A 26260-nucleotide genomic window follows, 5' to 3' on the forward strand; every position below is an offset into this window, starting at 1 on the left:
TCCGGAGACCCCACCGTGCCCAACCTCATCTCTCGCGGCATCTTCAACCTGCTCTTCGGTTCGAAGCGCAAGGCGTTCGCCTCCCTCCCGGGGCCCCCGCCGGGAATCCTCGGCACCGCTGGGGACTTCCTGGGCGCTTCGCCCTGGGACGTCTGCGCGCGCTACGGCCGCGAGTACGGTGGCGTCACCCTCATCTGGATGGGACCCAACCCCGGGTTGGTCCTCAACGACCCCGCGCTCATCGCGGAGGTGTACGAGTCCCCGCGCCGGATGGAGTTCGAGAAGGGGAACATCAGCGAGCAGATCCGTCCCACGGTGACGAACGACACGGTCTTCATCGCGAAGCTGAGCGAGGACTGGGCGGAGCGGCGCCAGATGGAGCCCATGGCCCAGCCGTGGTCCGCCGACTGGCTGGCCGAGCAGGTGGTCCCGATGCAGGCGGCCATCTCCGAGTCCGTGGACGCCCTGCTGAAGGAGGGCGCCCTCGACCTGACCCCCGCGCTGCGCCGGCTGACCTTCGATGCCTTCTCGGTCGCCACCGTGGGCGAGAAGATGCCGGATCAGGTGTTCGAGGACTTCATGCTGCTCGCGAAGGGGGCGGACGCGCGCATCCAGGCGAAGCTGCCCCTGAAGTTCGTCAAGCCGCCCAAGGGCTTCGACGAAGCCAAGGCGCGCTTCTACGGCCAGTTCGCGGACCGGGTGCGCGCGGCGCGCAAGCACCCGAAGCCCCACGCCGTGGACACGCTGTCGTGGATGCTGCGGGAGAACCCCGGCATGGACGACCAAATGCTGGCGCACCTCCTGGGGGGCACGTTCTACGGAGGGGCCTTCTCCTCGAGCGTCACGCTGGTCGGCGCGTTCCACCAGCTCCAGAAGCACCCCGACGCCGAAGCGCGCCTCGCCGCGGAGGCCGCCGCGCTGGCGGAGGGGCCGCTGTCCATCGGGAAGCTGGCGGGCGCGAAGTGGGTGGAGGCCGTCGTCCTGGAGTCCCTGCGCGTCCTCCCCGCGGTCCGGGTGATGACGCGCACGCCGTCGAAGGACGCGGAGCTGGCCGGGGTCACGCTGCCCGCGGGGGCGATGATCATGATCTCGAACCAGCACCTGCACCGGGACCCGGCGCACTGGCCGGAGCCGGACACCTTCAAGCCCGAGCGCTGGCTGGACGGCGGCGTCGCCCGCGATCCGCTGGGCAGCGGCTACTTCTTCCCGTTCGGCCGGGGGCCGCGCGCGTGCACGGGCGCGGACTTCGCGATGCTGTACCTGAAGACCGCCGTCGCCACCATCGCCGCGCGCGTGAAGGTCCACGTCGATTCGACGGAGCCGTTCGAAGAGGGCTTCTTCTTCGGGGTGGTGCTGCCGAAGGGCGTCACCGGGAAGCTCATCGCGCGCGAGGCCCAGGCCTCGCGGGGCGTGCAGGCCCGGAGCGCCTGAGCGGTCATTGGGCGGGGCTCAGGCCGCGTCGTGGAAGATGATGCCGGCCGTGTGCCGCTGTCCGGCGCGCACACGGCTGACCCCGTGCCGGAGGTTGACGCGGTAGGTGCCCCGCGTGCCCTGCACCGGGCGGTGATGCACCGCGAAGACGACCGCGTCCCCCTGGCGGAGCGGGACGACCTCCGCGCGCGACTGCATCCGGGGACGCTGCTCCGTCAGCACGAACTCGCCGCCGGTGAAGTCGCGCCCCGGCTCGGAGAGGAGGAGGGCCACCTGGAGCGGGAAGACGTGCTCCCCATACAGGTCCTGGTGCAGGCAGTTGTAGTCGTCCACGCCATAGCGCAGGAGCAGCGGCGTGGGCCGCACCTGTCCCGCTTCGTGACAGCGCGCGAGGAAGTCCGCGTGCGTGTCCGGATACCGCACGTCGATGCCCATCGCCGTGTTCCACCGGTTCGCGATGGGCGCCAGGCACGGGTAGAGCGCCGCGCGCAGCTCCGACACCGTGGCCGGGAGCGGATGGTCGAAGTATTTGTATTCGCCCCGGCCGAAGCCGTGGCGCGCCATCACCACGCGGCTGCGAAACGCCTGCTCCACGTCGTAGAGGCGGGCCAGCGCCTCGCACTCCGCGGGCGTGAGCAGCCGCTCCAGGGGCGCGCAGCCCCGGGCGTCCAGCTCCCGTCCGGTCCCCTCCCAATCCACCGCCCGCACCCGCTCCCCGACGCCCTCCGGGGCGCGGGCCGCGAGCGCCTCGACGCGGCGCCGGGGGCTCATCGGCTCGCCTCGCGGCCCAGCAGCGCGCGCTTGCGCTCCACGCCCCAGCGGTAGCCCGACAGCGCGCCGTCGTGGCGCACGACCCGGTGGCAGGGAATCACCACCGCCAGCGCGTTCGCGCCGCACGCCTGCGCCACCGCCCGCACGGACTTCGGTGCGCCAATCCGCTCCGCGATGTCCGTGTAGCTCGCGGTGCTCCCCGCTGGAATCTCCCGCAGGGCCTGCCACACGCGCTGCTGGAACGCCGTGCCGCGCACGTCCAGGGGCAGGTCCAGCCCCAGCCGCGGCGCCTCCACGAAGCCCACGACCTTCGCGACCAGCTGCTCGAACGCCGTGTCTCCCCCCACCAGCGCCGCCTGGGGGAACCGGTCCTGGAGGTCCCTCGTCAGGGCGTCCGGATCATCCCCCATCAGGATGGCGCACACGCCCCGGTCGCTCGCGGCCACCAGGATGGGGCCCAGGGAGCACTCCGCGACGGCGAAGCGGATCTCGGTGTTCGCGCCACCGGCGCGGAAGTTCGTTGGCGTCATGCCCAGGACCTGGCTGGAGGTTTCGTAGAAGCGACCGCTGGAGTTGAACCCCGCGTCGTAGATGGCCTCGGTGACGGAGCCGCGCTTCGTCAGGCCGGTGCGGATCCGCTCCGCCCGGTGCGCCGCCGCGTAGCCCTTGGGCGTCAGCCCGGTGACGGCCTTGAACACGCGGTGCAGGTGATAGGGGGACAGCCCCGAGCGCTCCGCCAGCTCCCCCAGGCTCGGCGTCTGCTCCGCGCCTTGGATGAACCGGCACAGCTCGGCCACCTGGTCCGCGTGCTTCACGGCGAGCGAGGGCTCCCCCGGCTTGCACCGCTTGCATGCCCGGAAGCCCGCCCGCTCCGCCGCCACCCCGGTCGCGTGGAACGCGACGTTCTCCGGCCGGGGCGTGCGGGCGCCGCAGGACGGACGGCAGTACACGCCCGTCGTCCGGACGGAATAGAAGAAGCGCCCATCCGCGCCCGCATCCCGCGCGACGACCGCCGCCCAGCGCGGGTCGCCCAGGGTCGCCGCCGCGAGTGTCTCTGTCTTCGCCGCCATGTGTCTTGCCTCCCTTCGAGAGCGGTCTTCATGACCACGATGGGAAACCTAACCCCCGGTCCGGAGGCCAGCACTCCGGGCCTTGCGGTCGAATTCGGGAGCACCCCCGCGTCCGGGGACACCGGAGCGCGGGGGCCAGGGCACCCCGCTACCCGCAGGCGTCCACGAGCCGCCGCTCCGGCCGCTGCTCCCAGCCGCGCCCGTGGAAGGCGGCGCCCACCACCAGCGGCATCGTCACGGTCGCCTCTCCGTACACCATCTGCTCATGCACGGTGGACACCTTGCCCCAACTGCTGGCCTCGCGCAGCGTGGAGCCGGACAGCGCGCCGTCCCGTTCGTCCGCCACGGTGAGCTGCACCGCGTACTTGTGCATGGACACCGGCTGCTCCACGAAGTCCGCCGCCACCACGATGTCCTGGGCGAAGTTCTTCGGCACGCCGCCGCCCACCATGAACAGCCCCGAGTCCTCCATCCGGAGCCGGCACTTCGTCAGCTCCAGGAAGTCCCTCGCGCTGTCGATGGACACCCGCGGCTTCCCCTCGCGGTGCCACTGGTGGTGCACCAGCCCGAAGCCCGCCGAGCAGTCGCTGAAGGCCGGGACGAAGATGGGCACGCCCGCCTCATGCGCGGCCAGCACCACGCTGTCGCGCGCCTTGCCGTGCTTCACCAGGTAGCGGCCCATCTCCCCGATGAACTCCCGCGAGGAGTACGGGCGCGGCTCCAGCCCGGACGCGATGCGCGCGATGGTGGCGTCGCACTCTCGCAGCTGATCCTCGTCGATGTACGTGTCGTAGATGCGGTCGATGTGCAGCTCGCGCAGCGCGTTGTCGTCCGCGTCCGCGCGGCCCTTGTAGTGGCGGTAGCCCAGGGCCTCGAAGAAGTCCTGGTCCACGATGAGCGCGCCCGTGGACACGATGGCGTCCACCATCCGGTGACGCACCATGTCCACCACCACCTGCTTCAGCCCGGCGGAGAAAAGGCTGCCGGCGAGGCAGAGGATGACGCCGCACTGCTCGTCACGGAGCATGGCGTCATAGAGCGTGGCGGCGCGGCTCAGGTTGCGCGCCTGGAAGGCCATCTGGCCCATGGCCTGGACCAGGGGCCGCACGTCGAAGGCCTTGATGTCGATGTGCTGGATGACGTCGCGGAGCAGCTCGGTCCTGCTGGGAGTCGTTGTCACGGCGGGTGTACCCCGACGGCCATGGATGGAGGTCGGGAGGCCCTGGGCCGACAACAAGCGCCACCCGAGACGTCCTACGGTCCGGCCTCGGAGGAGGGGGGACCGCCATCGGAGACGTCAGGTGGCGTGCGACACGCGCTCCCTACCACGGCGACCGGGCGGGGGCGAGCAATGCGTGCCTGCACGCTCGCGGATGACGTGACAGGATGCCGCACCCCACCTTCCAGGATGAGCAAGCCATGCCCCACCTCCGACTGATGTGGAAGCAGTCCCGTCTGCTCTGGCCCACGCTGGCCGCATGCGCCGCGGCCCCCGTCTGGGCCGCCCCCGCGCCCGTCGCCGTCCCCAACGCCGGCTTCGAAGCCGCCGCGCCCACGGGCCTCCCCGAGGGCTGGTCCGCGTCCGGACAGGGCAAGGTGTCCACCCGCTCCGACGCGAAGGCCGAGGGCAGCCGCAGCCTCGTCATCGAGAGCCCCCAGGGTGGCGCGGAGACCACGGTGCAGTCCGAACCCGTGAAGCTCCAGGTGGGGCGCCTCTACCGGCTGAGCGCCTGGGTTCGCACGAAGGACGTGCAGGCGGACGCGCAGGCCCGCTACCCCACGGCGCTGGGCGCGTGTCTGTCCATGCAGAGCTTCCCCTTCACCAACTGCTCGCCGCCGCAGGGCGCGGACGCCAGCGGCCGGGTGCAGGTGCTCTTCTTCGCCACCAGCGCCAGCGACCGCGTGCGCGCGCACCTGGGCCACAACGGCAAGGCGACCGGCACCGCGTGGTTCGACGACGTGAAGCTGGAGGAGGTGAACGACATCACCGCGTATGTCCCAATGGAGAGCGTGCGCTGGGCGGGCAAGGGCTTCCGGTATGACGACGGCGGCTGGGTGTACGTGCACATCGAGGGCGAGGCCTACGAGCGCGGCCGTCAGTTCGGCGAGCTCGTGTCGCAGGAGATCGTCCGCTACATCGACAAGCTGGGCGTCCAGAAGGACAAGGCGGACTCCGCGAAGGGCTGGGCGCAGGTGCGCCTGCTGGCGGACTCGCTGTTCCTGCGCCGCTTCGACCCCGAGTACCTGGAGGAGATGAAGGGCATCGCCGACGGCGCGAACGTGGGCGGCGCGAAGTTCAAGGGGCCGGACCAGAAGGAGCGCGACCTGGATGTGCTGGACATCGTCGCGCTCAACTCCGCCGTGGACCTGGGCCAGTTGGAGGACGCCAACCGCGTGACGGCGTCCCCGCTGTCCGGCCGCACCTTCCTCAAGGGCGAGGACGAGAACGGCCGGGCGGGGGAGGGCGACCACTGCTCGTCGTTCGTGGCCACGAAGTCCGCGACGAAGGACGGCCGCGTCGTCATGGGGCAGATCTTCATGTGGAACGGCTACACCGGCGTCCACTGGGACGTGGTGCTGGACGTGCAGCCCACCAAGGGCCACCGCTTCGTGATGCAGACCTTCCCGGGCGGCATCCACAGCGGCTCGGACTGGATGGTCAACGACGCGGGCCTCGTCATCGGTGAGACGACGGTGGGCCAGACGCCCTTCAACATCGACGGCACCCCGCAGAGCAACCGCATCCGCCGGGCCGCGCAGTACGCCTCCTCCATCGACGACGTGGAGCGCATCCTCAAGGACCGCAACAACGGCCTCTACACCAACGACTGGACGCTGGCGGACACGAAGACGGACGAGGGCGCGTGCCTGCTGCTGGGCACCGCGAAGACGCGCCTGTGGCGCACGGGCGCCAAGGGCAAGGTGGCGGACACGCCCGGAAACCTGAAGGACTTCATCTGGGCCAACAACAACAACCGCGACCCGGAGGTCCGCAAGGAGTCCCTGCCCAACGCGAACAACGCCCCGGTGGACCTGGCCTTCAACACCTGGAACCGCGACATCGCCTTCCAGGAGGCCTATGCCCAGTACGGCAAGGGCGGCTTCGACGTGGACAGCGCCACGCGGATGATGGCCTCCAGCCCCATCAATCGCCCCCACGCGTGTGACGGCAAGGTCACCACGTCGGAGATGGCGGAGAAGCTGATGTTCCTGGCCCACTACGGCAAGACGACGCTGCGCGAGAAGATGGTGGGCAGCCGCTGGATTCCCGACCTGCCCGGCGCCACGCCGCACCTGTCCCTGGGCTACACCGCCTTCAGCCCCATCTACGTCGCGGATCAGCTGAAGGCGGCGAAGGCGAAGCAGAAGCCCGAGCCCAAGGAGGAGAAGCCCAAGCGCGACTTCGCCCGCGTGAAGGACGCGCTCTCCTTCGACGAGAAGCTGCTCTGGGCCAACACCGTGTTCCCCGCGACGGACGCGGACAACTGGTTCGTCAGCGGCTCGGCCGCGTACTGGACCCAGGTCAAGGACCTGCCGGAAGGGGACGACCTCTCCAAGGCCTTCGACGCCCAGCGCGACACGCTCGCGGAGCTCAACGCCCGCTACCTCTACCTGACGGCGCGCGAGGGCGACGTGGTGCCCACCGCCGCGCGCACGGACTACGGCCGCTATGGCACGTACGCGGTGCCGCGCATCAAGGGCACGTACCTGCTGCACCAGCTGCGGCTGACGCTGGGCAACGCGAAGTTCGCGAAGGTGATGGGCGCGGTGCACACGAAGTTCGCGAACAAGAAGCTCACCACCCAGGACTTCATCCGCACCGCCTCGGAGGCCGCGGGCCAGGACGTCTCGCCGCTCGTGAAGCAGTGGGTGGAGCGCGGCGGCCTGCCCGCGCCGCGCCTGACGTCCCGTGCCCAGAAGGCGAAGGAGGGCTACGAGGTGACGCTGAAGGTGGACCAGTCCGGCACGCCCTGGCGCTTCGCCACGCTGGTGGAGGTGCAGACGGAGAAGGGGGCCGTGGTGGAGCGCGTGGAGGTGAAGGGGGCCAGCGACACCTTCACGGTGAAGGTCGCGGACCGGCCGGTGCGCGTGGTGTTCAACGTGGGCAATGACATCCCCGTGGCCCGCGAGCGCTACCAGACCCTGGCCAACACGCTGGACGACTGGGAGAAGCTGCTCTTCGTGTACGGCTCCGCGCGCCAGGTGGAGTCCATGCGCACGCTGGCGCTGAACTACCGCGAGCAGCTGGCGGACGCGTCCCCGGAGAAGCTGGCGCCGCTCAAGCCGGACGCGGAGGTGACGGACGCGGAGCTGGCGGACCGCGACCTCGTCGTCTTCGGTGGCGCGGAGGACAACGGGCTGCTGGCGCGGCTGGCCTCGGAGAAGAAGCTGCCGGTGGAGCTGGGACGGCGGTTCTTCCGCTGGCAGGGCAAGACGTATGGCCGCGCGGATGACGGCCTCGCCATGGCGCTGCCCAACCCCTGGAACCCGAAGCGCACGCTCTACCTCTTCGTCGCCAACAGCGGCCTGGAGCTGTGGCACATGACGCGCTCCTTCCAGCGCGGCCTCCAGAGCTGGGCCCTGTTCCGCGCGGGCGAGGTGAGCGGCAAGGGTTTCCACACCCCTGACGGCCTCACCCAGGAGCTGTCCGTGGAGCTGCCCGCGCCCAAGCTGGGCATGCTCACGCCGTAGCGTCAGGAGGGCCTGAAGGCAGCGAGGCCCCCTGGGGCGCGCTCGTGGGGGATGCGTCCGCCACGAGCGCCCGCCGTACGCGAGGCCCGCTCACATTCCTGCGTCGGTCTGGGGGATCGCGGCGACCTCGAAGCTCAGCTCTTGCACGACGGTCTTGGGCGCCAAGGTGCCGGAGATCTTCAGCCCGGTATCCCGGGTGGTCTCCTGGACGGTGCAGACGGCGCCGTAACGACCCGTGCAGGGGTCGATTGAAACGACCGTGCACCGCGTTCGGGTCGTGAACTCCGCGCATGACTTGCACTCGTTCATGCTGGCCCACGAATCGATTTCGTCCTCGAGCTCCGGCCACGCCTTGCGCGGAGCTGGGGACTCGCGCCAACGGGTGGCCTCCTCGCAAGCCTTCCTCGCGCACGTCTGCTCATTCGCCCCCTTCTTCGATGCGCACTCGAGGGTGCGCGTCGACACGACCTCCGAGTCCTCGCAGGTCCAATCGGGCGTCGCCCCCATGCCCCGGAGCGTCTCCTCGGAGTCCAGGGCGATGCTCAGATTGGAGCAGGGCAGGTCTCCCTGTTGCGTGCAGTCGAGCCGCGCGGGACATGTGCCTTCGGCACAGGACAGGACCACCAGACCCGCGCTTTGCTCCTCATGGTACGTGTAGCCCGGAAGCTCGAGCTTGTGGCCGCAGGCGGCGATGCGCTGCCCGCACGCGAGTTCCTTGGGGACCTCGATGGGCGCGCAGCTGCCGTCACTCGTTACGCCCTGGGGTGCGAGGTTCACGCCCGCGAGCCCCAGGTTGAAGTACGCCGACTTGCGGACCTTCTCGTCGCCGTAGCGCACCGCGAGGTTCGAGGCATGGATGGACTCCGTCTTCTTCCCACGCTTCAGCTCGCAGAGCCCGAGGTCCGCCCAGATCGCACCTCGGATCCGGTCGGCCTCGGCGGCCTTCCGCAACAAGGGGCAGGCTCGCGCGAAGTCCTTCTCGCGAAACGAGGCGAGGCCGGCCTTCCAGTCGTCGTCCGAGGACCGGGCGAGCGCGGGCGTGGTGACGAGCAGGAAGAGGACGAGGACCGAACGCATGCGGAAAGTCTCCAAACGGGGTGTGGCTTCTCTCGTGGCCTCCGCTCGATTTGCAAGGCTCGCACCACCCCGTCCGCCCCAGCAATCCGCCTGGGCCGTGGCTGTCCAGCCACGGTCTTGTGTGCCCGGGCGTGGCCGAAATGCGTCACGCCGCCGTCCTGCTCCCTCGCGCACCGATAGCTCCGGCCCACGGAGCGTGCTTCCGTCTGCTCCCATGACGAAGCCACCGAATCGCGGGGAGGTACAAGGCCGCGTGAAACCAGGAGGAGGCTGACGCGTGGACGAGTACGACTGGATCGCGGACTGGTATGCATCCCAACGCGCGGGCCACATGGGCGTTCCGGAGGTGACCACGCTCGCGGCCTCGCTTCCGGCCGGCGCCTCGGTGCTGGACGTCGGCTGCGGCACGGGGTTGCCGCTGACGAAGGTGCTGCTGGAGCATGGCTGCCATGTGATGGGCGTGGACAGCTCCCGCGAGCTGCTGGCGCGCTTTCAAGAGAACTTCCCTCACGTGCCGGTGATCCATGCGCCCATCCAGTCGTGTGACCTACAGGCGCGAACGTTCGATGCCGCGATCGCTTGGGGAGTCCTGTTCCACCTGACCCACGAAGAGCAGGGACATGCGATCGCCAATATCGCGAGGGCATTGAAGCCCGGCGCCGCGTTCCTCTTCACCTCGGGCGACGCCCACGGCTCCATCGATGGCGAGCCGATGAATGGCGTGCCGTTCCGCTATCACTCGTACAGCGTCGACGGGTATCGAGACCTGCTGCGCGCGCACGGGCTCACGCTGGAAGCGACGCACAAGGATGCAGGGGGGAACGTCTACTTCCTGTCGCTCAAGACGGGATGAGCAGCGAGGCACAGGCCGGAGGTCGAGCCGCCGCGGACGGCCTGCTCCGCAATCGTTTGCGCCGCGCATCGTAGGGGCTCTGGCGATCCCTCGCTGCATCCACGACCTTCATCCTGGCCAGGACGCCATGACCTACCGACACTCCCTCCACGGCCAGAGCCCTGCCTCCGCGGCCAGAGCCCTCTCCTTGCTGGTGCTGACCGCCGCGATGGTGCTCACCGTGCCGGCCGTCGCGGCCCCGCGCTCGCCCAGTGGCGCGCCCCCGCCGTTCACCCAGGTCATCGAGCGGGAAGTGCCGGCCATCATGAAGGAGGCCCATATCCAAGGCGCGGCCGTGGGCCTGATCGTCGGAGGCAAGCTGGTCTACGCCAAGGGCTTCGGCTTCGCGGACCACGCGGGCAAGGTGCCTGTGACGCCCGACACGGTGTTCGTCGCTGCCTCGCTGTCCAAGCCGATCGCCAGCTGGGTGACGATGCGTCTGGCCGAGCAGGGGCGCGTGCAGTTGGATGCGTCGGTGGCCGATGTGCTGTCGCCGTGGCCGCTGACGCAGAACCAGTTCGACCATCGCCTGATCACGATCCGCCGCCTGCTGTCGCACACCGCGGGCACGACCCTGGGCGGGTATCAGGGCTGGCTCGACTTCAAGGAGCTGCCGAGCCTGGAGGAGTCGCTGGCCGGCAAGACCAATGGCCGCGGCGCGGTGGAGCTGTTCGCGCCGGTCGGCGTGAAGTTCCAGTACTCCGGCGGCGGCTACACCCTGATGCAGTTGGCCATCGAGCGGACCACGCAGCGCAAGTATTCGGACCTCGCGCGCGAGCTGGTGTTCCGGCCGCTGGGCATGAAACACAGCAGCGTCGCCATGACGCCGGAGGTGCTGGCCGGCGCGGCGCAGGGCCACGACGATGAGGGCAAGCCGGCGCCGGCGCGCTACTACGCCGAGCAGGCGCCTTCGACCCTGACCACCACCGTCCGAGACTTCGCCCGCTGGATGATTGCCGGCATGGCGAACACCGCTGGCGCGCATCCCCTGACCCAGGCGCAGCTGGCCCAGCTGTACACACCCGCGGAGCTGAGCACGCCGCGCGCGCCCGATGAGGCCGTCTACGGCCTGGGCCACTTCATCGAACGCCTCGGCGACGGCAGCACCGCCGTCGGTCACGACGGACGCAACCAGGCCGGCTTCCGCGCCAAGTTCTTGATGCGTCCGCAGTCCGGCGACGGCATCGTCTTCTTCAGCAACTCCCGCAGCGGTCTGGCCTTGGACCGCGTCGTCTGCCTGTGGGGCGCCGACGTGGCCAAGGTCGAGCCGGCGACGACCTGCAAGAAATAGCGTGGCGGTCCACTGGGTGCCCGAATGCGCGGCGCGGCTTGCGCGGACGGGCCCCATCCCTCTGCTTCCGGGAGGACGTCGCCTCGGCGGACATGCTGAACTGACGCCGCCCTTCGCGCGCCTCGCTTGCTCGACTCGACGCGCACATGACGCCGCGGTCGAGCCTTGAGCAGACGCAGGGGATACGCGAAGGGCGGCTCAGGTCATCAGGGGCCCGGGGGCGGGCAGGTCGCGGGCTCCAGGTAGAAGGCCTCCCACGAGCCGGCGTCGGTCGGGTTGCAGATGCCCCCGTTCCCGCCGTTGCCGCTCTGGATGGGAGCGCCGAGGGTGTTCTCCTTCCAGTTGCGCGCGGTGCCCGTCGACGACTCGAAGCCATACCGGCTGCGACCGCCGTAGAGGCCGCAGTCGTGGCGGGTGAACGACTCCGCCGTGCTGAGCGTGGCGTTCACGGTGAGCTGGTCCGCGACCACCGCCATATACGCGCCGCTCGCTCCCTTGAGCTTGTACTTCGAGCCGCTCGTGACGAGCTCGAAGACCGCGCCACCGGTCTGCGTCGTGCCGAGGGCGGCCACCTTGCCTGTGCCGTCGACGGTGAGCCAGTTGTCGCTGCGCTCGCTCTGGATGCGGAAGCAGCCCGCGCCGCTGGTCTCGATGTGGCACGTCGCATCGCAGCCATCGCCTGGCTGGGTGTTGCCATCGTCGCACTGCTCGCCGCTCTCGACGGTGCCGTTGCCGCACACGGGGCTGGTATTGCCACCCGGGCAGGCCACCGGTTCGAGATAGAAGGCCTCCCAGGCGCCGCCATCGGCCGGGTTGCAGGCGCCGCCATTGCCGCCGTCACCGCTCTGGATGGGGCCGTCCGGCGTGGTCTCCTTCCAATGGGGGGCGCTCCCCGACGAAGCCTGGAAGCCGACCCGGGTGCGCCCGCCATAGCCGCAGGGAATCCGCGTGAACGCTTCGCCCGTGGAGAAGTTGGCGCTCATCGCGAGCTGGTTCGTCACCACCGCCATGAACGCGTCGCCCGAGCCCTTGAGCTTGAACTGGGTCCCGTTGGGCACGAGCTGGAAGATCTGCCCGCCTGCCTGCGTCGCGCTGCCAGCGACGACCTTGCCCGCCCCGTCGACGGTGAGCCACTTGTCGCTGCGCTCGCTCTGGATCTGGTAGCAGCTCCCGCCCGAGGTCTCGACGAACGTGGCCGTGTAGATGGCCGCGCTGGCCGGGGTGGTGAAGGGATGGGATTGCGCACCGCCGTCGGACCACGAGGTGAACGCCCAGAACTTTCCGTTCGCGTACTGGGGCGACTCGACGCCCACCGAGCGGACGACGCCGACGACGCCGGTCGTGTCGTGCGGCGCGACGAAGGGCCGCCCGTCCATCAGCACCTGGAGCCCGCTCGGCACGCTGGTCACCGTGAGCGGCACCGTGACGGGGAGGACGTCGCGAGACGTCGTGTGGGTGAGGCCGACCGAGTCGCGCACCGTGAGATAGACGCGATACCAGACGTTGGCCGAACTCTCGCCGACGTTCGGGATGGGCCAGCTCCCGCTGGCGATGCCGGTGGTATCGGTCATGGCAGGGTGCGTGTGGGTGTCGTGGTGGAAGACGATGCTCCAGGTCATCGCGCTCGGGGGGAGCGCGCCGTCCTCCTGATCGCTGGCCGAGCCGGAGAACAGCAGGTGGGTGGCCGCGGTGTAGGTCGCGCCCGGGGCTGGCGTCAGGATGGTGGCCACGGGCGGCTTGTTGGACGTCACCGTGAGCACCGCCTCGGTGCTGGTGGTCGACCCAAGCCCGTTGGTCACGACCGCCCGGAAGCGTGCTCCGCTGTCGGTGAGCTGCGCGGCGCTCAGCACGTAGCTCGTGGAGGTCGCACCGGCGATGTTCACGCCGTCGCGCTGCCACTGATAGGTGAGCGGCGGCTCTCCGCTCGCCGACACGGTGAAGGTCGCCGGCGTGCCGACCGAGACCAGCGTGCTCGCCGGTTGCTGCGCGATGCTCGGCGGCAGCGACGCCGTGTAGGCGATGCGACCCACCTGACCCGTGCCGCGCGCCAGATAGTAGAGCGCGCCGTCCGGCCCCACGTCGAGGTCCACGGGCCCCGGGACGGCCGTCGCGAACAGCGAGCGCGCGCCGGAGTTCGGGTCGATGCGCGAAATCCAATTGTTGGTGTAGTCCGCGAAGAAGTACTGACCGACGTACGCGCTGGGAAACGCGGGGATCGGTGGGTTGTAGAAGGCACCGCCGGCGATGCAGTTGCCCGCGGCCGTGCCGGCGCCATGGGGGTACGCGAAGAACGGCTGCGTGAGGCCCGGGCGATTCGTGAAGTAGCCCTCCGTCATCGGCCAGCCGTAGTTGGCGCCAGCCTGGCCGCGGTTGATCTCTTCCCAGCCGCCTTCGCCCACGTCGTTGATGAACATCGTCCCGGTGCCGGGCTGGATGTCGAAGGTGAAGGGGTTGCGCAGCCCCATCGCCCAGGTCGCCTTGGCGAGCCCGGTGGCGGTCGCGTAGAACGGATTGTCCGTGGGGATGGTGCCGTCCGGGTTGAAGCGCAGCAGCTTGCCGAGGGGCGTGTTCAGGCTCTGCGAGTTGGAGGAGACCGCGTTGTCTCCGACGGAGACATAGAGCTTCCCATCGAGACCGAAGCGAACCGCGCCGCCGTTGTGGTTGGCGGCGTCGAGCGTCGGCAGGTCGGCGAGCACCAGCTCGCTTCCGGGAACCACCCCGTTGCCGTTGGCGGTGAAGCGGCTGATTCGATTGTGAATGCTGCCGGCGATCGACGTGTAATAGACATACAGATAATGGTTGCTGGCGAAGTTGGGGTCGAACGCGACGCCCATCAACCCGCGCTCATTGTCGTTGTCCACGGCGAGCGTCAGGAACGGGGTCGCCAGGAGCTGGCCATTCGCGACGATGCGCAGCGCGCCGTTCTTCTCCGAGACGAACAGGCGCCCGTCGGGCGCGAAGGTCATGGTGGTCGGCCCCTGGAGCCCACTGACGAAGACGGAGTCGGCGAAGTTGGCGTCTTGAACGACCGCGCTCGCACGAGAGACCGCGAGCGCCGGAGGCTCCTGCGTCGGGGGCATCGAGCAGCCCACGACGAGAGACAAGACCGCGCACGCGACGATGAGCGGCTGGGGACACCCCGCTCGTACACTCGTTCTCAGCTGTGATGGCATCGTGACTTCTCCCGGTCGGACAGGCTCACGCGGGTCGTGAGCTGGATGAACGCTGCTGGTGCTGAAAGTCGTTTACGTCGAAGGAATGCTTGTCTGGAAGAGCAGATTAAGAGTGTCTGACGGGTATGTGGTTCGACGGTGGCGAACCCGCGGCGGCCTGCGCTGTCGATGCCTTTCGAGCTGACGGCTCGCGGCTGAAGCGGGGCGATGACTTTCGCGCGTGGTGCGGTCGCGTCCGGACTCTGGCGAAAGAAATACGACCCCCCGTGGTGGAGAGCGCTGTCGTGGCACACCGGCCGTAGGGGCATGCCCCCGCCTCCCAGCCCACCCATCTCCCCTCTGGGAAGCCGTCCGATTTGACTCCGGGCCGCGAAGGGTTAAATCTCCCTTCAGGAAATGAATCGAGATTCAAAAACTGAGGCGCCCGTCAAAAGGCTGCGCTCGCGCCTGAAGGAAGCCACCTCCGACGCCATCCTGTCGGCGGCCGCGGAGGTGTTCGCGCGGGACGGCCTGCACGCGGCGAAGATGGAGACCATCGCCGAGCAGGCAGGCGTGTCGGTGGGGACGCTCTACAACCACTTCACCGACCGCGCGGCGCTGCTGGACGCGCTGAGGGACCGGCGCCGGCAGGTGATGTTGGAGCGGCTGGACACCGCCCTGAAGCCCGCCGAGGGGCTGCCCGCCAGCGCGCAGCTGCGGGCCTTCGTGACGGCGGTGTTCGCCCACGTCTCCAAGCACGACGCCTTCGTGCGCGTGCTGATGCAGCTGCCGGAGGATCCGGCGCGCAAGAGCCGCATCCTGGCGGAGATGCACCGGCGGCTGGCGGTCATCCTGGACCGGGGCATCCAGTCCGGCGAGTTCCGCGCGGAGGGCCGTGCCATCTACCCGGTCCTGCTCATGGGCATGGTGCGCGGCGCGTTGGACCGCCTGCGCGAGGAAGGGACCGCGAACCCTCCGGCCGCCGCCTGGGCGGATGAAATCGTCCGCGTCTTCCTGAAGGGAATCGAGGTCTAGCGACATGGCCACATCCGTCGCATCACCGGAAGTGCTGGCGGCGGCGACGCCCAAGGCGCCCGTCAACAAGTGGCTCGTCACGCTGTCGGTGACGTTCGGCACGCTGATGGGCGCCATCGACTCGTCCATCGTCAACGTGGCGCTGCCGCAGATCCGCGGCGCGGTGGGCGCCACGGTGCAGGAGATCACCTGGGCCACCACCGGCTTCGTCATCGCCACGGTGATGGTGATGCCGCTCACCGGCTTCCTGGGCCGCATGTTCGGCCAGAAGCGCGTGTACCTGGCGTGTCTGGTGCTCTTCGTCGCGGGGTCGTTCCTGTGCGGCCTCGCGTGGAACCTGCCCACGTTGGTGCTCTTCCGCTTCCTCCAGGGCCTGGGCGCGGGCGCGCTGCAACCCACCGAGCAGGCCATCCTCCGGCAGACGTTCCCGCCCAAGGAGCAGGGCACCGCGATGGCCATCTTCGGCATGGCCGTGATGGTGGGCCCGGCCATTGGCCCCACGCTGGGCGGCTACATCGTGGACAACTGGCACTGGTCCTGGATCTTCTTCATCAACGTGCCGGTGGGCATCCTGGGCTTCTTCATGGTGGCCCGCTTCGTCCAGGAGGACGAACAGCTTCGCGCCACCGCGCGCGTGGAGGCCGAGCGCCAGCGCAAGCACATGGACTGGGCCGGCATCACGCTGCTCTGCATGGGCCTCGCCGCGCTCCAGTACTTCCTGGAGGAGGGGCAGGCGGATGACTGGTTCCAGTCCCCCGTCATCGTCATCTGCGCGCTCTTCGCGGCCACGTGCCTCATCGCCTTCGTCATCCGCGAGCTGACGGCCGTGGCGCCCGCGGTGAACCTGCGCCTGTTCAAGGACCCGGTGTTCGCCTCCGGCACGATGCTGGGCGCGCTGGTGTTCGCGGTGCTCATGGCCAGCATGTTCCTCCTGCCGGTGTTCATGCAGGAGCTGCTGGGCTTCACCGCGACCCAGTCGGGGTTCGCGCTGATGCCCCGCACGCTGGTCATGATGCTGATGATGCCCATCGTCGGGCGGCTGTACGGCAAGGTGCCGGCGCGGGTCCTGGTGGGCATTGGCATCGTGTTCGCGGGCTTCGGCGCGTTCGAGATGAGCCACTTCTCGCTCGCCACCGGCTCCAGCAACATCATCAGCGCCATCGCGCTTCAGGGCGTGGGCTTCAGCCTGATGTTCGTGCCGCTCAGCGCGACGGCGCTCACCAACATCCCGCGCGAGCGGATGGCGGACGCCACGGGCCTCAACTCGCTGCTGCGCCAGATTGGCGGCTCCATGGGCCTGGCCATCTTCACCACGCTGCTGTCGCGCTACTCCGTGCAGGCCAAGGCCTCCATCGCGGCGCACCTGAACCCGGAGCGGTGGGAGGTGGCCAGCCGCATGGCCGCCACCCAGAAGGGGCTGATGCAGCACGGCCTGGATGCCGCCGGCGCCAACATGGCCAGCCTCCAGATGATGGTCGGCAACGTCACCCGGCAGGCCATGGTGCTCGCCTTCGACAAGCTGTTCGTGCTCGCGGCGCTGATGTTCGTGGTGGTGCTGCCGCTCGTCTACTTCCTCAAGGCCGCCCCTGGCGGCGGGGGCTCCCACGAGAAGCCCCACATCGACGTGGAGATCTGAACCATGGCAACGACAACGACCGCTCCCCAACTCGTCCCCGAAGCGGCGCCCGCGCCCGCCGCCGAGGCACAGGCGAAGCGCGGCAAGCGGGGCTTCCTCGTCCTGGGTGGCATCGTGGCCGGCATCCTGGTCGCCATCGGCGGCTTCAAGATCGTCACCGCCGGCCAGGAGACCACCGACGACGCGCAGGTGGAGGCGGACGTGGTGCCCCTGTCCGCGCGCGTCTCCGGCCCGGTGGTGAAGGTGGGCGTGCTGGACAACGCCACCGTGCACCAGGGCGACGTGCTCCTCCAGGTGGATCCGCGCCCCTATGAGGCGCGGGTGAAGCAGGCGGAGGCGGAGCTGGAGTCCGCGCGTGCCCAGGCTGCCGCGGCGGATGCGCAGGCCACGGTGGCGGCGGCCGGCGCCAAGGGCGGCTTGTCCAGCGCCAAGGCGCAGGTGTCCACCAGCACGTCGGCGGTGAGCGGCGCGCAGGCGCAGGTGGCGGCGGCCCGCGCGGCGCTGACCCGCGCGGAGTCCCAGGCCCGCAAGGCGACGCTGGACCTGGAGCGGGCGCAGAGCCTGCGCGCGCAGAACGTGGTGGCGCAGAGCGCGCTGGATGACGCGCAGACCGGCAACGAGACGGCGCAGGCCGCGCTGGAAGGCGCCCGCGCGCAGCTCGCCCTGGCGGAAGAGGGCCGGCGCACCGCGGAGAGCAAGGTGGCGGAGGCGAAGGGCCAGCTGGACGTGAGCGCCCCCATCGACGAGAAGATCGCCGCGGCCCAGGCCAACGCGTCGCTGGCGCACGCCCGGGTGAAGGGCGCGGAGGCCGCGCTCGACCAGGCGAAGCTCCAGCTGGAGGACACGCGCATCGTCGCCCCGGCGGACGGCCAGGTGTCCAAGCTGTCCGTGCACGCGGGCCAGCTGCTGTCCCCCGGTCAGGCCGTGGCGGAGCTGGTGCCGCTCACCACCTACGTGGTGGCCAACTTCAAGGAGACGCAGGTGGGCCACATGCGGCCCGGCCAGCGCGTGGAGGTGTCGCTGGACGCCTTCTCCGGTGAGAAGCTGGAGGGCGAGGTGGAGAGCCTCTCCGGAGGCACCGGCTCCCGCTTCTCCCTGCTGCCGCCCGACAACGCGTCCGGCAACTTCGTGAAGGTCGTGCAGCGCGTGCCCGTGCGCATCCGGTGGGTGCACCCGCCCGAGGGCCTGACCCTGCGCGCCGGCCTCTCCGCCGACGTCACGGTGCACACGAAGTAGTCCGCCGGAGGGCTCGACCCCCAGGCGCCGCGGCTCCCCAGGGGCCGCGGCGCTTTTTCATGCCCTCACAGCTCGAGGGCCATCTCCACGTCCGCGCGCGAATAGCCCGTCTCCCGGACCAGCTCCGGGCCGCTGCGCGTGGTGACGAAGCCGTGCTTGCGGTACAGGCCCAGGGCGGGCCCGAGCGCGCTGTTCGTCACCAGGTACAGCCGCTTCACGCCCCGCTGGCGGGCCCAGTCCAGCGCGGCCCGCATCAGCGCGTCCCCCAGGTTGCGGCCCCGCGCCTCGGGCGCCACCGCCATCTTGCACAGCTCGAAGGTGTCCGCGTCCTCGCGCCGCAGCGCGCACGTGCCCAGCACCGCTCCCTCCACGAGCGCGAAGAGGACCTCGCCGCCCGGGGCCACGAACACGCCGTGCGGATCCGCCAGCGAGGTCGCGTCCGAGCCCTCGATGTGGAAGTCCTGTTCAATCCACTGCCGGTTGAGCCGCTCGAAGTCCGCGCGGAGCTCCGGCCGGTAGGGGACGACTTGGACGGGGGAGGGGGCCATGGCGCTCACGCGGGGGAGGGGGCCGCCGCGGGCTTCTTGCGCAGGAAGAGCACGAAGATGAGCGCGACGATGGAGATGCCCATGACGGTGATGAGGCCGTCCGCCGCGATGGTGGCCCGCGTGCCGATGCCGCGGAACTCCGACGCGTGGCCGTCCAGCGCGGTGGTGTAGCTGATGGCGAAGTTGGAGGCCGCGACGAAGAGCGAGTACTTCGTCGTCACCGCCGCGCCCTCGCTCACCATCTCCAGCACCATGCCGGCGAAGGCCGCGAAGCCCGCGCCGTTCGCCAGGCTGTACGCGAGCGAGCCCCAGATGTACGTGGTGGTCGTCATCGGGCCCGCGGCCATCGCGAAGGCGCACAGCGCCGTGGCGCCGCCCATCAGCGCGTACGCGAGCTTGCGGTTCATCCGGTCCGACAGCCAGCCGCCCACCAGCGACCCCAGCGCTCCGGTGATGCCCATGCCCAGGCCGTTCACCAGCTCCACCGTGTGCTCCGGCACCTGGTACGCGCCCGCCATCGCGCTGAAGAGGTTGGTGAGCGCGCCGCAACTCACCGGCGCCAGGCACAGGATGAGCATGATGAGCCCGTCGCGGCTGAAGGCCGTCTTCGCCAGGTCCACCACGATGCTCTTCACCCGCTCCAGCGCCGCCCGGAACAGCGGCCCGGAGGGGATGGCGGACGGGTCGTTGCGCTCGGTGATCCAGAAGATGCCCGCGCCGCTCGCCAGCACCAGCGTGGCCAGCACGATGCCCGCGACCTGCCGGGAGAACTGGCTCGCCAGGAAGATGGCCAGCGCGCCCAGCAGGCTCGTGGAGCCCACGTTGCCCGCCATCTGCCAGCCGCCCGTGCGCCCCTTGTCGGACGGCTTGGACGTCGTGGCCATCAACCCGTTGAGCGCCGCGTGCGCCGTCGTCGCCGACGCCTGCAGCCCGGTGAGCATCAGCGTGAGGACGCCCAGGTGCTGCGCGGGCTCCGGCAACAGCGCGCACGCCAACAGGAGCAGCGCGGTGAGCAGCGTGCTCACGCCGTACCAGACCCGCCGCCACGGCCCCAGGTCGATGAGCGGCACCCACAGCAGCTTCCACGCGTGGGGCGAGAACGCGGTGCCCGACAGCACGCCAATCTCCGCCAGCGGCATGCCGTCCTTCGCCAGCCAGTACGGCACCGCCGTCTGCAGGTAGCCCACGGCGGCGCCGAACTGCACCTCCAGCAAGCCGAACAACGGGGGCCAGGACCAACGCTCTTCGGCGGCGGGGACCGGGGCCGGAAGGGCGGTCTCTTGTTCAATCAAGGTCGACACCTGCGGGGTGGGGGGATGGCGGAGGGGGATTCTAGACACCTCCCGCCTCCTGCACAGCGCGACGCGACGCGCCAAGAGGGCGGGCGCCCGCAGGGCCCGTGGCTCGAACGGGGAGTCCTGGTTCATAAGGGAAGCCAGGATTAGCTTGCCCGGGCTTCCTCCCCAACCCCGAGGTCCCGATGACGTTGAAGACCCGCCTGCTGGTCGCCTCCGCGGCCGGCCTGTTCGCCGCCACGCCCGCCATGGCCAAGCCGCTGGATGGCGCCAGCACCGATGTGATGATCCAGGGCTTCCACTGGAACTCCGCCAGCGCGGGCGGGTGGTGGAACACGGTGAAGAACAACGCGGCCACGCTGAAGGCCGCGGGCTTCACGATGGTGTGGCTGCCGCCGCCGTCCGACGCGGCGTCCATCCAGGGCTACCTGCCCCGGCAGCTCAACGTGCTCAACTCCAGCTATGGCACGGAGGCGGAGCTGACCGCCGCGCTGGCCGCGCTCAACGCGCAGGGCGTCAAGCCCATCGCGGACATCGTGGTGAACCACCGCGTGGGCACCGCCAACTGGGCGGACTTCACCAACCCCACCTGGCCGGGCTGCAACGCGGTGGTCCAGGGCGACGAGTGGACCAGCGCCTGCGGCAACGCCGACAGCGGCGAGGGCTACGCGGCGGCGCGCGACCTGGACCACTCGCAGGCGTTCGTGCGCGCGGACCTGAAGACGTGGATGAACAGCCGCCTGAAGGGCGTGGGCTTCGCGGGCTGGCGGTTCGACTTCGTGAAGGGCTTCGCGGGCGGGTACGTGAAGGAGTACGTGACGGACACCGCGCCGTGGTTCTGCGTCGGTGAGTACTGGCCCACCAACTCCTTCGACGCGAACAACCCCAACGACTGGAAGCAGCAGATCGTCAACTGGGTGGACGCCACCACCGGCACCTGCGCCGTGTTCGACTTCGCCACCAAGGGCCTGCTCAACGACGCGCTCACCAACAACAACTACGCGCGCCTGAAGGCCTCCGACGGCAAGCCCGCGGGCGTCATGGGCTGGTGGGCCAGCCGCTCCGTCACCTTCGTGGACAACCACGACACCGGCCCCAGCGAGTCCTGCGGCAACGGGCAGAACCACTGGCCGGTGCCGTGCGCCAAGGTGATGCAGGGCTACGCCTACATCCTGACCCACCCGGGCATCCCCACCGTCTACTGGCCGCACTACTTCAACTGGGGCCTGGGGGACGCCATCAAGACCCTCATCGGCATCCGCAAGAGCGCGGGCCTCACCTCCGAGTCCACCGTCAGCATCCAGCGCGCGGAGAGCGGCCTGTACGCGGCCATCATCGGCGGCAAGGTGGCGATGAAGATCGGCGCCACCGCCTGGAGCCCCGGCACCGGCTGGACCCTGGCCGCCTCCGGCACCGACTACGCCGTCTGGACCACCGGCACCACGCCGCCCCCCACCACCGCCAACGTGGAGTTCGTCTGCAACAACGGCACGACCGTGCTCGGCCAGAACGTCTACGTCACCGGCAGCATCGCGGAGCTCTCCAACTGGAGCCCCACCACCCCCAACATCCTCAGCCCCACCGCGTACCCCACCTGGCGCGGCACCTTCGCCCTGCCCGCGAACACCGCCGTCCAGTGGAAGTGCCTGAAGCGCGACGGCAGCGGCAACGTCGTCTGGCAGGGCGGCGCCAACAACACCGTCACCACGCCCGCCGCGGGCGGCAGCATCACCGCCACCGCCACCTTCTAAGACGGCGAGACAGGTGCCCCGGTTGCACGGCTTGCACGGGGCGCCTGTGTTTCACCTGTTACTTGAGTTTCAGTCTTCAAGCTGTCACAGGGGCCGTCTAACCCGGGGCGGCACCCCCGCCCTCCTGACCGAAGGCGGAAGCGATGAAGCGTGGAATGGCTGTGCGGAGCGCGGTGCTGTGGATGTCCGCGGTGGGCCTGCTGGGCGCGTGTGGCGAGGGCCTCGCGCCGGTGGGCGATGAGGCGATGGCGACGGCGAGGCAGTCGCTGGTGTCGCCCCCGCCCACGCCGCTGGGTGGCTTCACCAGCTACCTGCGCACCCTGACGGTGGGGGGCGCCGTGCAGTCGAACACGGGGACGCTGCCCGACTACGAGGGCTACAAGCTCACCGTCGCGGCGCACACGCAGGTTGCGCTGGAGGTGACGCACCTGGGCACCGGCATGGGCGTGGACACCGGCCTGTTCGTGTACGGGCCCAAGGACGCGAGCGGCAGCTACGGCACGCGCGTGCTCTTCCAGGACGACGACTCCGGCTACGGCGAGCTGAGCAAGATCGCGCTCGCCACGTTCGATGACGCGGGCGAGTACCTGGTGGTGGTGGGCTGGAGCAACGGGCTGGGCAAGCAGTACCGCCTCCAGGCGTCCTGCGCGGGCGGCGCGTGCGTGTCCAGCCCCCCGGCCGCCCCGGCGGGCGCCCCGGTGACGCTGGCGCAGTTCCCCACGGAGCCCAGCCTCCAGGCGCAGCTGGCCACGGCCAACGCGTACCGCGAGGACATGTGGTCCTACCTGGACCGGTACGACTTCGCGTGGTCGTACTCCACGCCCGCGACGCTGGACGCGGCCGCCGCGGCGGTGCTGGCCAAGAGCGAGTACAAGGGCTACCGCTCCGACGCCGCGCCCGTCACCGCCACCTACGCGGCCTTCCAGTCGCGGATGTACCTGCAGTACCAGTCGCTGCACCCGGCCATCCTGGCGGCCTACGGCGACAGCGGTGAGAACGTGCAGGTGAAGAGCTACTCGCGTCAGTTCAGCACCGGCCCCAACGGCGACAACTGGCGCACGCTCAACATCATCCTCTTCCCCAGCTCCTTCCACGTCATCGTGTACGAGCAGACCGCGCACGAAATCTGACGCGCGCCGCGGAGCCCGGAAACACCACCGCCCTCCTCTTCGCGGACCGGAAGGGGAGGGCGGTGTGTTTTTTCCAGGGGGCTCGCCTCAGCTCACGGTGAGTGGGCGGGGGCGGGCTCGTGGGGCGTGGGCGTCTCTTCGTCACCGCTGGCGCGCGTCGCGTTGCCGCGCACCTTCTGCATGAGGACGTAGAGGCCGGGGATGAAGATGAGGTTGACGACGGTGGACACCAGCATGCCGCCGAACACCGCGGTGCCCAGCGAGTTGCGCGCCGCCGCGCCGGCGCCGGACGCCGTCATCAGCGGCACGACGCCCAGGAGGAACGCGATGGACGTCATCAGGATGGGGCGCAGGCGCACTTCCGCCGCCGTCACCACCGCCTCCAGGGCGCTCTTGCCCTGCTCACGCAGCTGCTCCGCGAACTCCACGATGAGGATGGCGTTCTTGGAGGACAGGCCCACCAGCATCACCAGGCCCACCTGGCAGAACACGTCGTTGGCGTAGCCGCGCGCCACCTGCAAGCCGAGCGCGCCCATGATGGCCAGCGGCACGGACAGGATGATGACGAACGGGAGGCTGAAGCTCTCGTACTGCGCCGCCAGCACCAGGAACACGAAGAGGATGCCCAGGGCGAAGATGATCATCGTCTGCCCGCCGGACTCCTTCTGCTCCAGGCTGATGCCCGTCCATTCGGAGGCCATGCCCTGGGGCATCGCCTGCTGGGCCACCTGCTCCATGGCCTCCAGCGCCTGTCCGGACGACACGCCGGGGGCGCCCTGGCCGTTGATCTCCACGGAGCGGAACAGGTTGTAGTGCTTGATGACCTGCGCGGAGACGATGGGCGTCACCTTCACCAGCGACTCCAGCGGGATCATGTCCCCGGTGTCCGTGCGCGCGTAGAACGAGCCGATGTCCTGGGGGCTGTCGCGGAACTGCTGCTCGGCCTGGACGTACACGCGGTAGGTGCGGCTGGCGTAGTTGAAGTCGTTGACGTACTGGCTGCCCATGTAGAGCTGCATCACGCCGAAGATCTGCTCGATGGGCACGCCCAGCGCCTTGGCCTTCTGGCGGTCCACCTCCACGTCCAGGATGGGCGTGTTGGCGTTGAACGGGGTGAAGACGCCGCGCAGCCGCCCCTCCTCGTTGCCCTTCTGCACCATCTCCTGCGTGGCGTTGGCCAGGTCCTCCAGCGAGTGGGTGCCGGCGATGTCCTCCACGATGAACTGGAAGCCGCCCACGCTGCCCACGCCGCGGATGGCCGGGGGCTGGAAGGGGATGACGCGCGCGCTGCCAATCTTGCCCAGCGGGCCGCGAAGCCGCTCCACCAGCGCGGCCACGCTCTGGCCCTTGCCCTTGCGCTCCTCCCACGGCTTCAGCGCCGTGAAGACGGTGGCGTAGTTGGACCCGTTGCCGTTGGGAGAGAAGCCACCGATGGCGAACATCACGTTCACCTCCGGCTGGGCCTTGAGCACGGCCTCCGTCTCCTGGAGCACCTTCTCCGTCTGGGCCAGCGACATGCCCTCGGGCCCCTGCACGGAGATGATGACGTAGCCCTGGTCCTCGTCCGGGATGAAGCCCGTGGGCGCCGCGCGGAAGAGCATCACCGTGGCGCCGATGCAGGCGAGGAACGCCACCAGCACCACCACCGGGTGGTTGAGCAGCTTGCGCAGCCCCTTGCCGTAGACGTCGCGCGTCCAGTCCAGCGCCTGGTCCACCTTGCGGAAGAAGATCCACTTGGTGCCGTGGTGGTGCTTGAGCAGCCGGGCGGACAGGGCGGGCGTCAGCGTCAGCGCGCAGAAGGTGGACAGGGCCACCGACGCGGCGATGGTGAGCGCGAACTGCCGGTAGATGGAGCCCGTGGTGCCAGGGAAGAGCGCCACCGGGACGAACACCGCCACCAGCACCACGGAGATGGCCACCACCGCGCCGGCCACCTCCTTCATGCCTTCCCGCGCCGCCTGGAGCGGGGTGAGGCCCCGCTCCGCCATCAGGCGTTCGATGTTCTCGATGACCACGATGGCGTCGTCCACCACGAGGCCCGTGGCCAGGGTCAGGCCGAACAGGGTGAGCGTGTTGATGGAGAAGCCCATCAGGTAGACGAACGCGAACGTGCCCACCAGCGACACCGGCAGGGTGAGCGCGGTGATGAGGACGCTTCGCCACCCGTGCAGGAACAGGAAGATGACCAGGATGACGAGCGCGATGGCCTCGATGAGGGTGTGGATCACCTCGTTGACGGAGGCGCGCACCGCGAGCGTGGTGTCCGTGCCGGTGCGGTATTCCAGGCCCGGCGGGAACGCCAGCGACAGGCGGTCCAGCTCCTTGATGACGCCGTCGCGCACGTCCAGCGCGTTGGCGGTGGGCAGCTGGAAGATGGCCAGACCCACGCCGGTGCGGCCGTTGAAGCGCAGCAGGGTGCCGTAGTTCTCCGCGCCCAGCTCCACGCGGCCCACGTCCTTCACCGTGACGGCGCGGCCGTCGTTGTTGCGCATGAGGACGATGTCGCCGAACTCCTCCGGCTCCACCAGGCGGCCCCGGGCGCGCACGGCGATCTGATAGGGCTGCTCGTCGCTGGAGGGCGGCTGGCCCACCTGGCCCGCGGCCACCTGGAGGTTCTGCTCCTGGAGCGCGCGCACCACGTCCTGCGGCGTCATCCCGCGCCGGGCCAGCTGCGAGGGGTCCAACCACAGGCGCATGGAGAACTTGCGCTCACCGAAGATGCGCACCTCGCCCACGCCGCGCACGCGCTTGATGGCGTCCTTGAGGTTCACGTCCGCGTAGTTGGAGAGGAACTTCGCGTCGTAGCGGTTGTCCGAGCTGGAGAGGCCCACCGTCAGCAGCATCTGGCTGGAGGCCTTGTTGACCACGATGCCCGTCTGGTTCACCTGCGCGGGCAGGCGGGCGGCGGCGCGGCTGACGCGGTTCTGCACGTCCACCGCCGCCACCTCGATGTTGCGCGTGGGGGCGAAGGTGACGGTGATGGTGCTGGTGCCGTCGTTGCTGCTGGTGGAGGTGATGTAGCGCATGTCCTCCACGCCGTTGAGCTCCTGCTCCAACGGGATGGTGACGGCGGACTCCACCACCTCGGCGCTCGCGCCGACGTAGGTGCTGGTGACGGTCACCTGGGGCGGCGCCAGGTCCGGATACTGCGCGATGGGCAGCGTCGGAATGGCGATGACGCCCACCAGCGTCAGGATGATGGAGCAGACGATGGCGAAGACAGGCCTGCGGATGAAGAAGTCGACGAACACGG

At 69.7% G+C, this 26260-nt stretch carries 17 protein-coding genes; 9 read left to right on the forward strand and 8 right to left on the reverse strand.

Annotated elements, in window-relative coordinates:
• Window positions 1-15 precede the first annotated feature (15 nt).
• Window positions 16-1431, forward strand: a complete 1416-nt coding sequence (locus FOF48_RS33480; protein ID WP_143908564.1) for a cytochrome P450 — start codon at window positions 16-18, stop codon at window positions 1429-1431.
• 18 nt (window positions 1432-1449) lie between these two features.
• Here FOF48_RS33480 and FOF48_RS33485 read toward each other — a convergent pair whose 3' ends face one another.
• From FOF48_RS33485 to FOF48_RS33495, 3 genes are all read right to left on the reverse strand, one after another.
• Complete coding sequence (locus FOF48_RS33485; RefSeq protein ID WP_143908565.1) at window positions 1450-2202, reverse strand: 2OG-Fe(II) oxygenase; 753 nt, start codon at window positions 2200-2202, stop codon at window positions 1450-1452.
• Complete coding sequence (gene ada / locus FOF48_RS33490) at window positions 2199-3272, reverse strand: bifunctional DNA-binding transcriptional regulator/O6-methylguanine-DNA methyltransferase Ada (RefSeq protein WP_143908568.1); 1074 nt, start codon at window positions 3270-3272, stop codon at window positions 2199-2201. The genes FOF48_RS33485 and ada overlap by 4 nt, the downstream gene beginning before the upstream one ends.
• A 148-nt stretch (window positions 3273-3420) precedes the next feature.
• The gene (locus FOF48_RS33495) at window positions 3421-4452 is read right to left on the reverse strand and encodes a deoxyhypusine synthase (protein WP_143908570.1); all 1032 of its coding nucleotides are present in this window, start codon (window positions 4450-4452) and stop codon (window positions 3421-3423) included.
• A 239-nt stretch (window positions 4453-4691) separates the two neighbouring features.
• On the opposite strand from FOF48_RS33495, the gene FOF48_RS33500 reads away from it, so the two are divergent.
• On the forward strand, window positions 4692-7964 hold the full coding sequence (locus tag FOF48_RS33500) for a C45 family autoproteolytic acyltransferase/hydolase (protein ID WP_143908572.1): 3273 nt from the start codon (window positions 4692-4694) through the stop codon (window positions 7962-7964).
• A gap of 90 nt (window positions 7965-8054) precedes the next feature.
• Here FOF48_RS33500 and FOF48_RS33505 read toward each other — a convergent pair whose 3' ends face one another.
• Entirely contained in the window at window positions 8055-9041 is a 987-nt protein-coding gene (locus FOF48_RS33505; protein WP_143908574.1) for a tetratricopeptide repeat protein, read from the reverse strand.
• 277 nt (window positions 9042-9318) lie between these two features.
• On the opposite strand from FOF48_RS33505, the gene FOF48_RS33510 reads away from it, so the two are divergent.
• Together FOF48_RS33510 and FOF48_RS33515 are read left to right on the forward strand one after the other, a co-directional pair.
• Complete coding sequence (locus FOF48_RS33510; RefSeq protein WP_143908576.1) at window positions 9319-9894, forward strand: class I SAM-dependent methyltransferase; 576 nt, start codon at window positions 9319-9321, stop codon at window positions 9892-9894.
• Between the two features lie 193 nt (window positions 9895-10087).
• Window positions 10088-11224, forward strand: a complete 1137-nt coding sequence (locus FOF48_RS33515) for a serine hydrolase (RefSeq protein WP_255442967.1) — start codon at window positions 10088-10090, stop codon at window positions 11222-11224.
• A 206-nt stretch (window positions 11225-11430) separates the two neighbouring features.
• On the opposite strand, the gene FOF48_RS33520 is transcribed toward FOF48_RS33515, so the two are convergent.
• The gene (locus tag FOF48_RS33520; RefSeq protein ID WP_255442954.1) at window positions 11431-14304 is read right to left on the reverse strand and encodes a PQQ-dependent sugar dehydrogenase; all 2874 of its coding nucleotides are present in this window, start codon (window positions 14302-14304) and stop codon (window positions 11431-11433) included.
• 489 nt (window positions 14305-14793) lie between these two features.
• On the opposite strand from FOF48_RS33520, the gene FOF48_RS33525 reads away from it, so the two are divergent.
• The 3 genes from FOF48_RS33525 to FOF48_RS33535 are packed head-to-tail and all read left to right on the forward strand — an operon-like array spanning window position 14794 to window position 18283.
• Window positions 14794-15411 carry a TetR/AcrR family transcriptional regulator gene (locus FOF48_RS33525; protein WP_143908583.1) on the forward strand — a complete coding sequence of 206 codons (618 nt, stop codon included), beginning with the start codon at window positions 14794-14796 and terminating at the stop codon, window positions 15409-15411.
• 4 nt (window positions 15412-15415) lie between these two features.
• Window positions 15416-17047 (forward strand): DHA2 family efflux MFS transporter permease subunit, encoded by a 1632-nt coding sequence (locus tag FOF48_RS33530; RefSeq protein WP_143908585.1) that lies wholly within the window; start codon window positions 15416-15418, stop codon window positions 17045-17047.
• A gap of 3 nt (window positions 17048-17050) precedes the next feature.
• Window positions 17051-18283, forward strand: a complete 1233-nt coding sequence (locus FOF48_RS33535; protein ID WP_143908587.1) for an HlyD family secretion protein — start codon at window positions 17051-17053, stop codon at window positions 18281-18283.
• Between the two features lie 65 nt (window positions 18284-18348).
• Here the strand turns inward: FOF48_RS33535 and FOF48_RS33540 are convergent, their stop codons facing one another.
• Both FOF48_RS33540 and FOF48_RS33545 read right to left on the reverse strand, forming a co-directional pair.
• A complete protein-coding gene (locus FOF48_RS33540) occupies window positions 18349-18831 on the reverse strand; it encodes a GNAT family N-acetyltransferase (protein WP_143908589.1) in 483 nt (160 codons plus the stop codon).
• A 5-nt stretch (window positions 18832-18836) separates the two neighbouring features.
• A complete protein-coding gene (locus FOF48_RS33545) occupies window positions 18837-20123 on the reverse strand; it encodes an MFS transporter (RefSeq protein WP_143908591.1) in 1287 nt (428 codons plus the stop codon).
• Window positions 20124-20311: 188 nt separating this feature from the next.
• Between FOF48_RS33545 and FOF48_RS33550 the strand changes: the two genes are divergently transcribed.
• Both FOF48_RS33550 and FOF48_RS33555 read left to right on the forward strand, forming a co-directional pair.
• On the forward strand, window positions 20312-21877 hold the full coding sequence (locus tag FOF48_RS33550) for a glucan 1,4-alpha-maltotetraohydrolase domain-containing protein (RefSeq protein ID WP_143908593.1): 1566 nt from the start codon (window positions 20312-20314) through the stop codon (window positions 21875-21877).
• Between the two features lie 155 nt (window positions 21878-22032).
• Window positions 22033-23007, forward strand: coding sequence for a hypothetical protein (locus FOF48_RS33555; protein WP_255442955.1), 975 nt, complete (start codon window positions 22033-22035; stop codon window positions 23005-23007).
• 92 nt (window positions 23008-23099) lie between these two features.
• Here FOF48_RS33555 and FOF48_RS33560 read toward each other — a convergent pair whose 3' ends face one another.
• Complete coding sequence (locus FOF48_RS33560; RefSeq protein ID WP_143908597.1) at window positions 23100-26258, reverse strand: efflux RND transporter permease subunit; 3159 nt, start codon at window positions 26256-26258, stop codon at window positions 23100-23102.
• Window positions 26259-26260 lie beyond the last annotated feature (2 nt).

This window comes from Corallococcus sp. Z5C101001 (assembly GCF_007352635.1).
GTDB classification, from domain to species: domain Bacteria; phylum Myxococcota; class Myxococcia; order Myxococcales; family Myxococcaceae; genus Corallococcus; species Corallococcus silvisoli.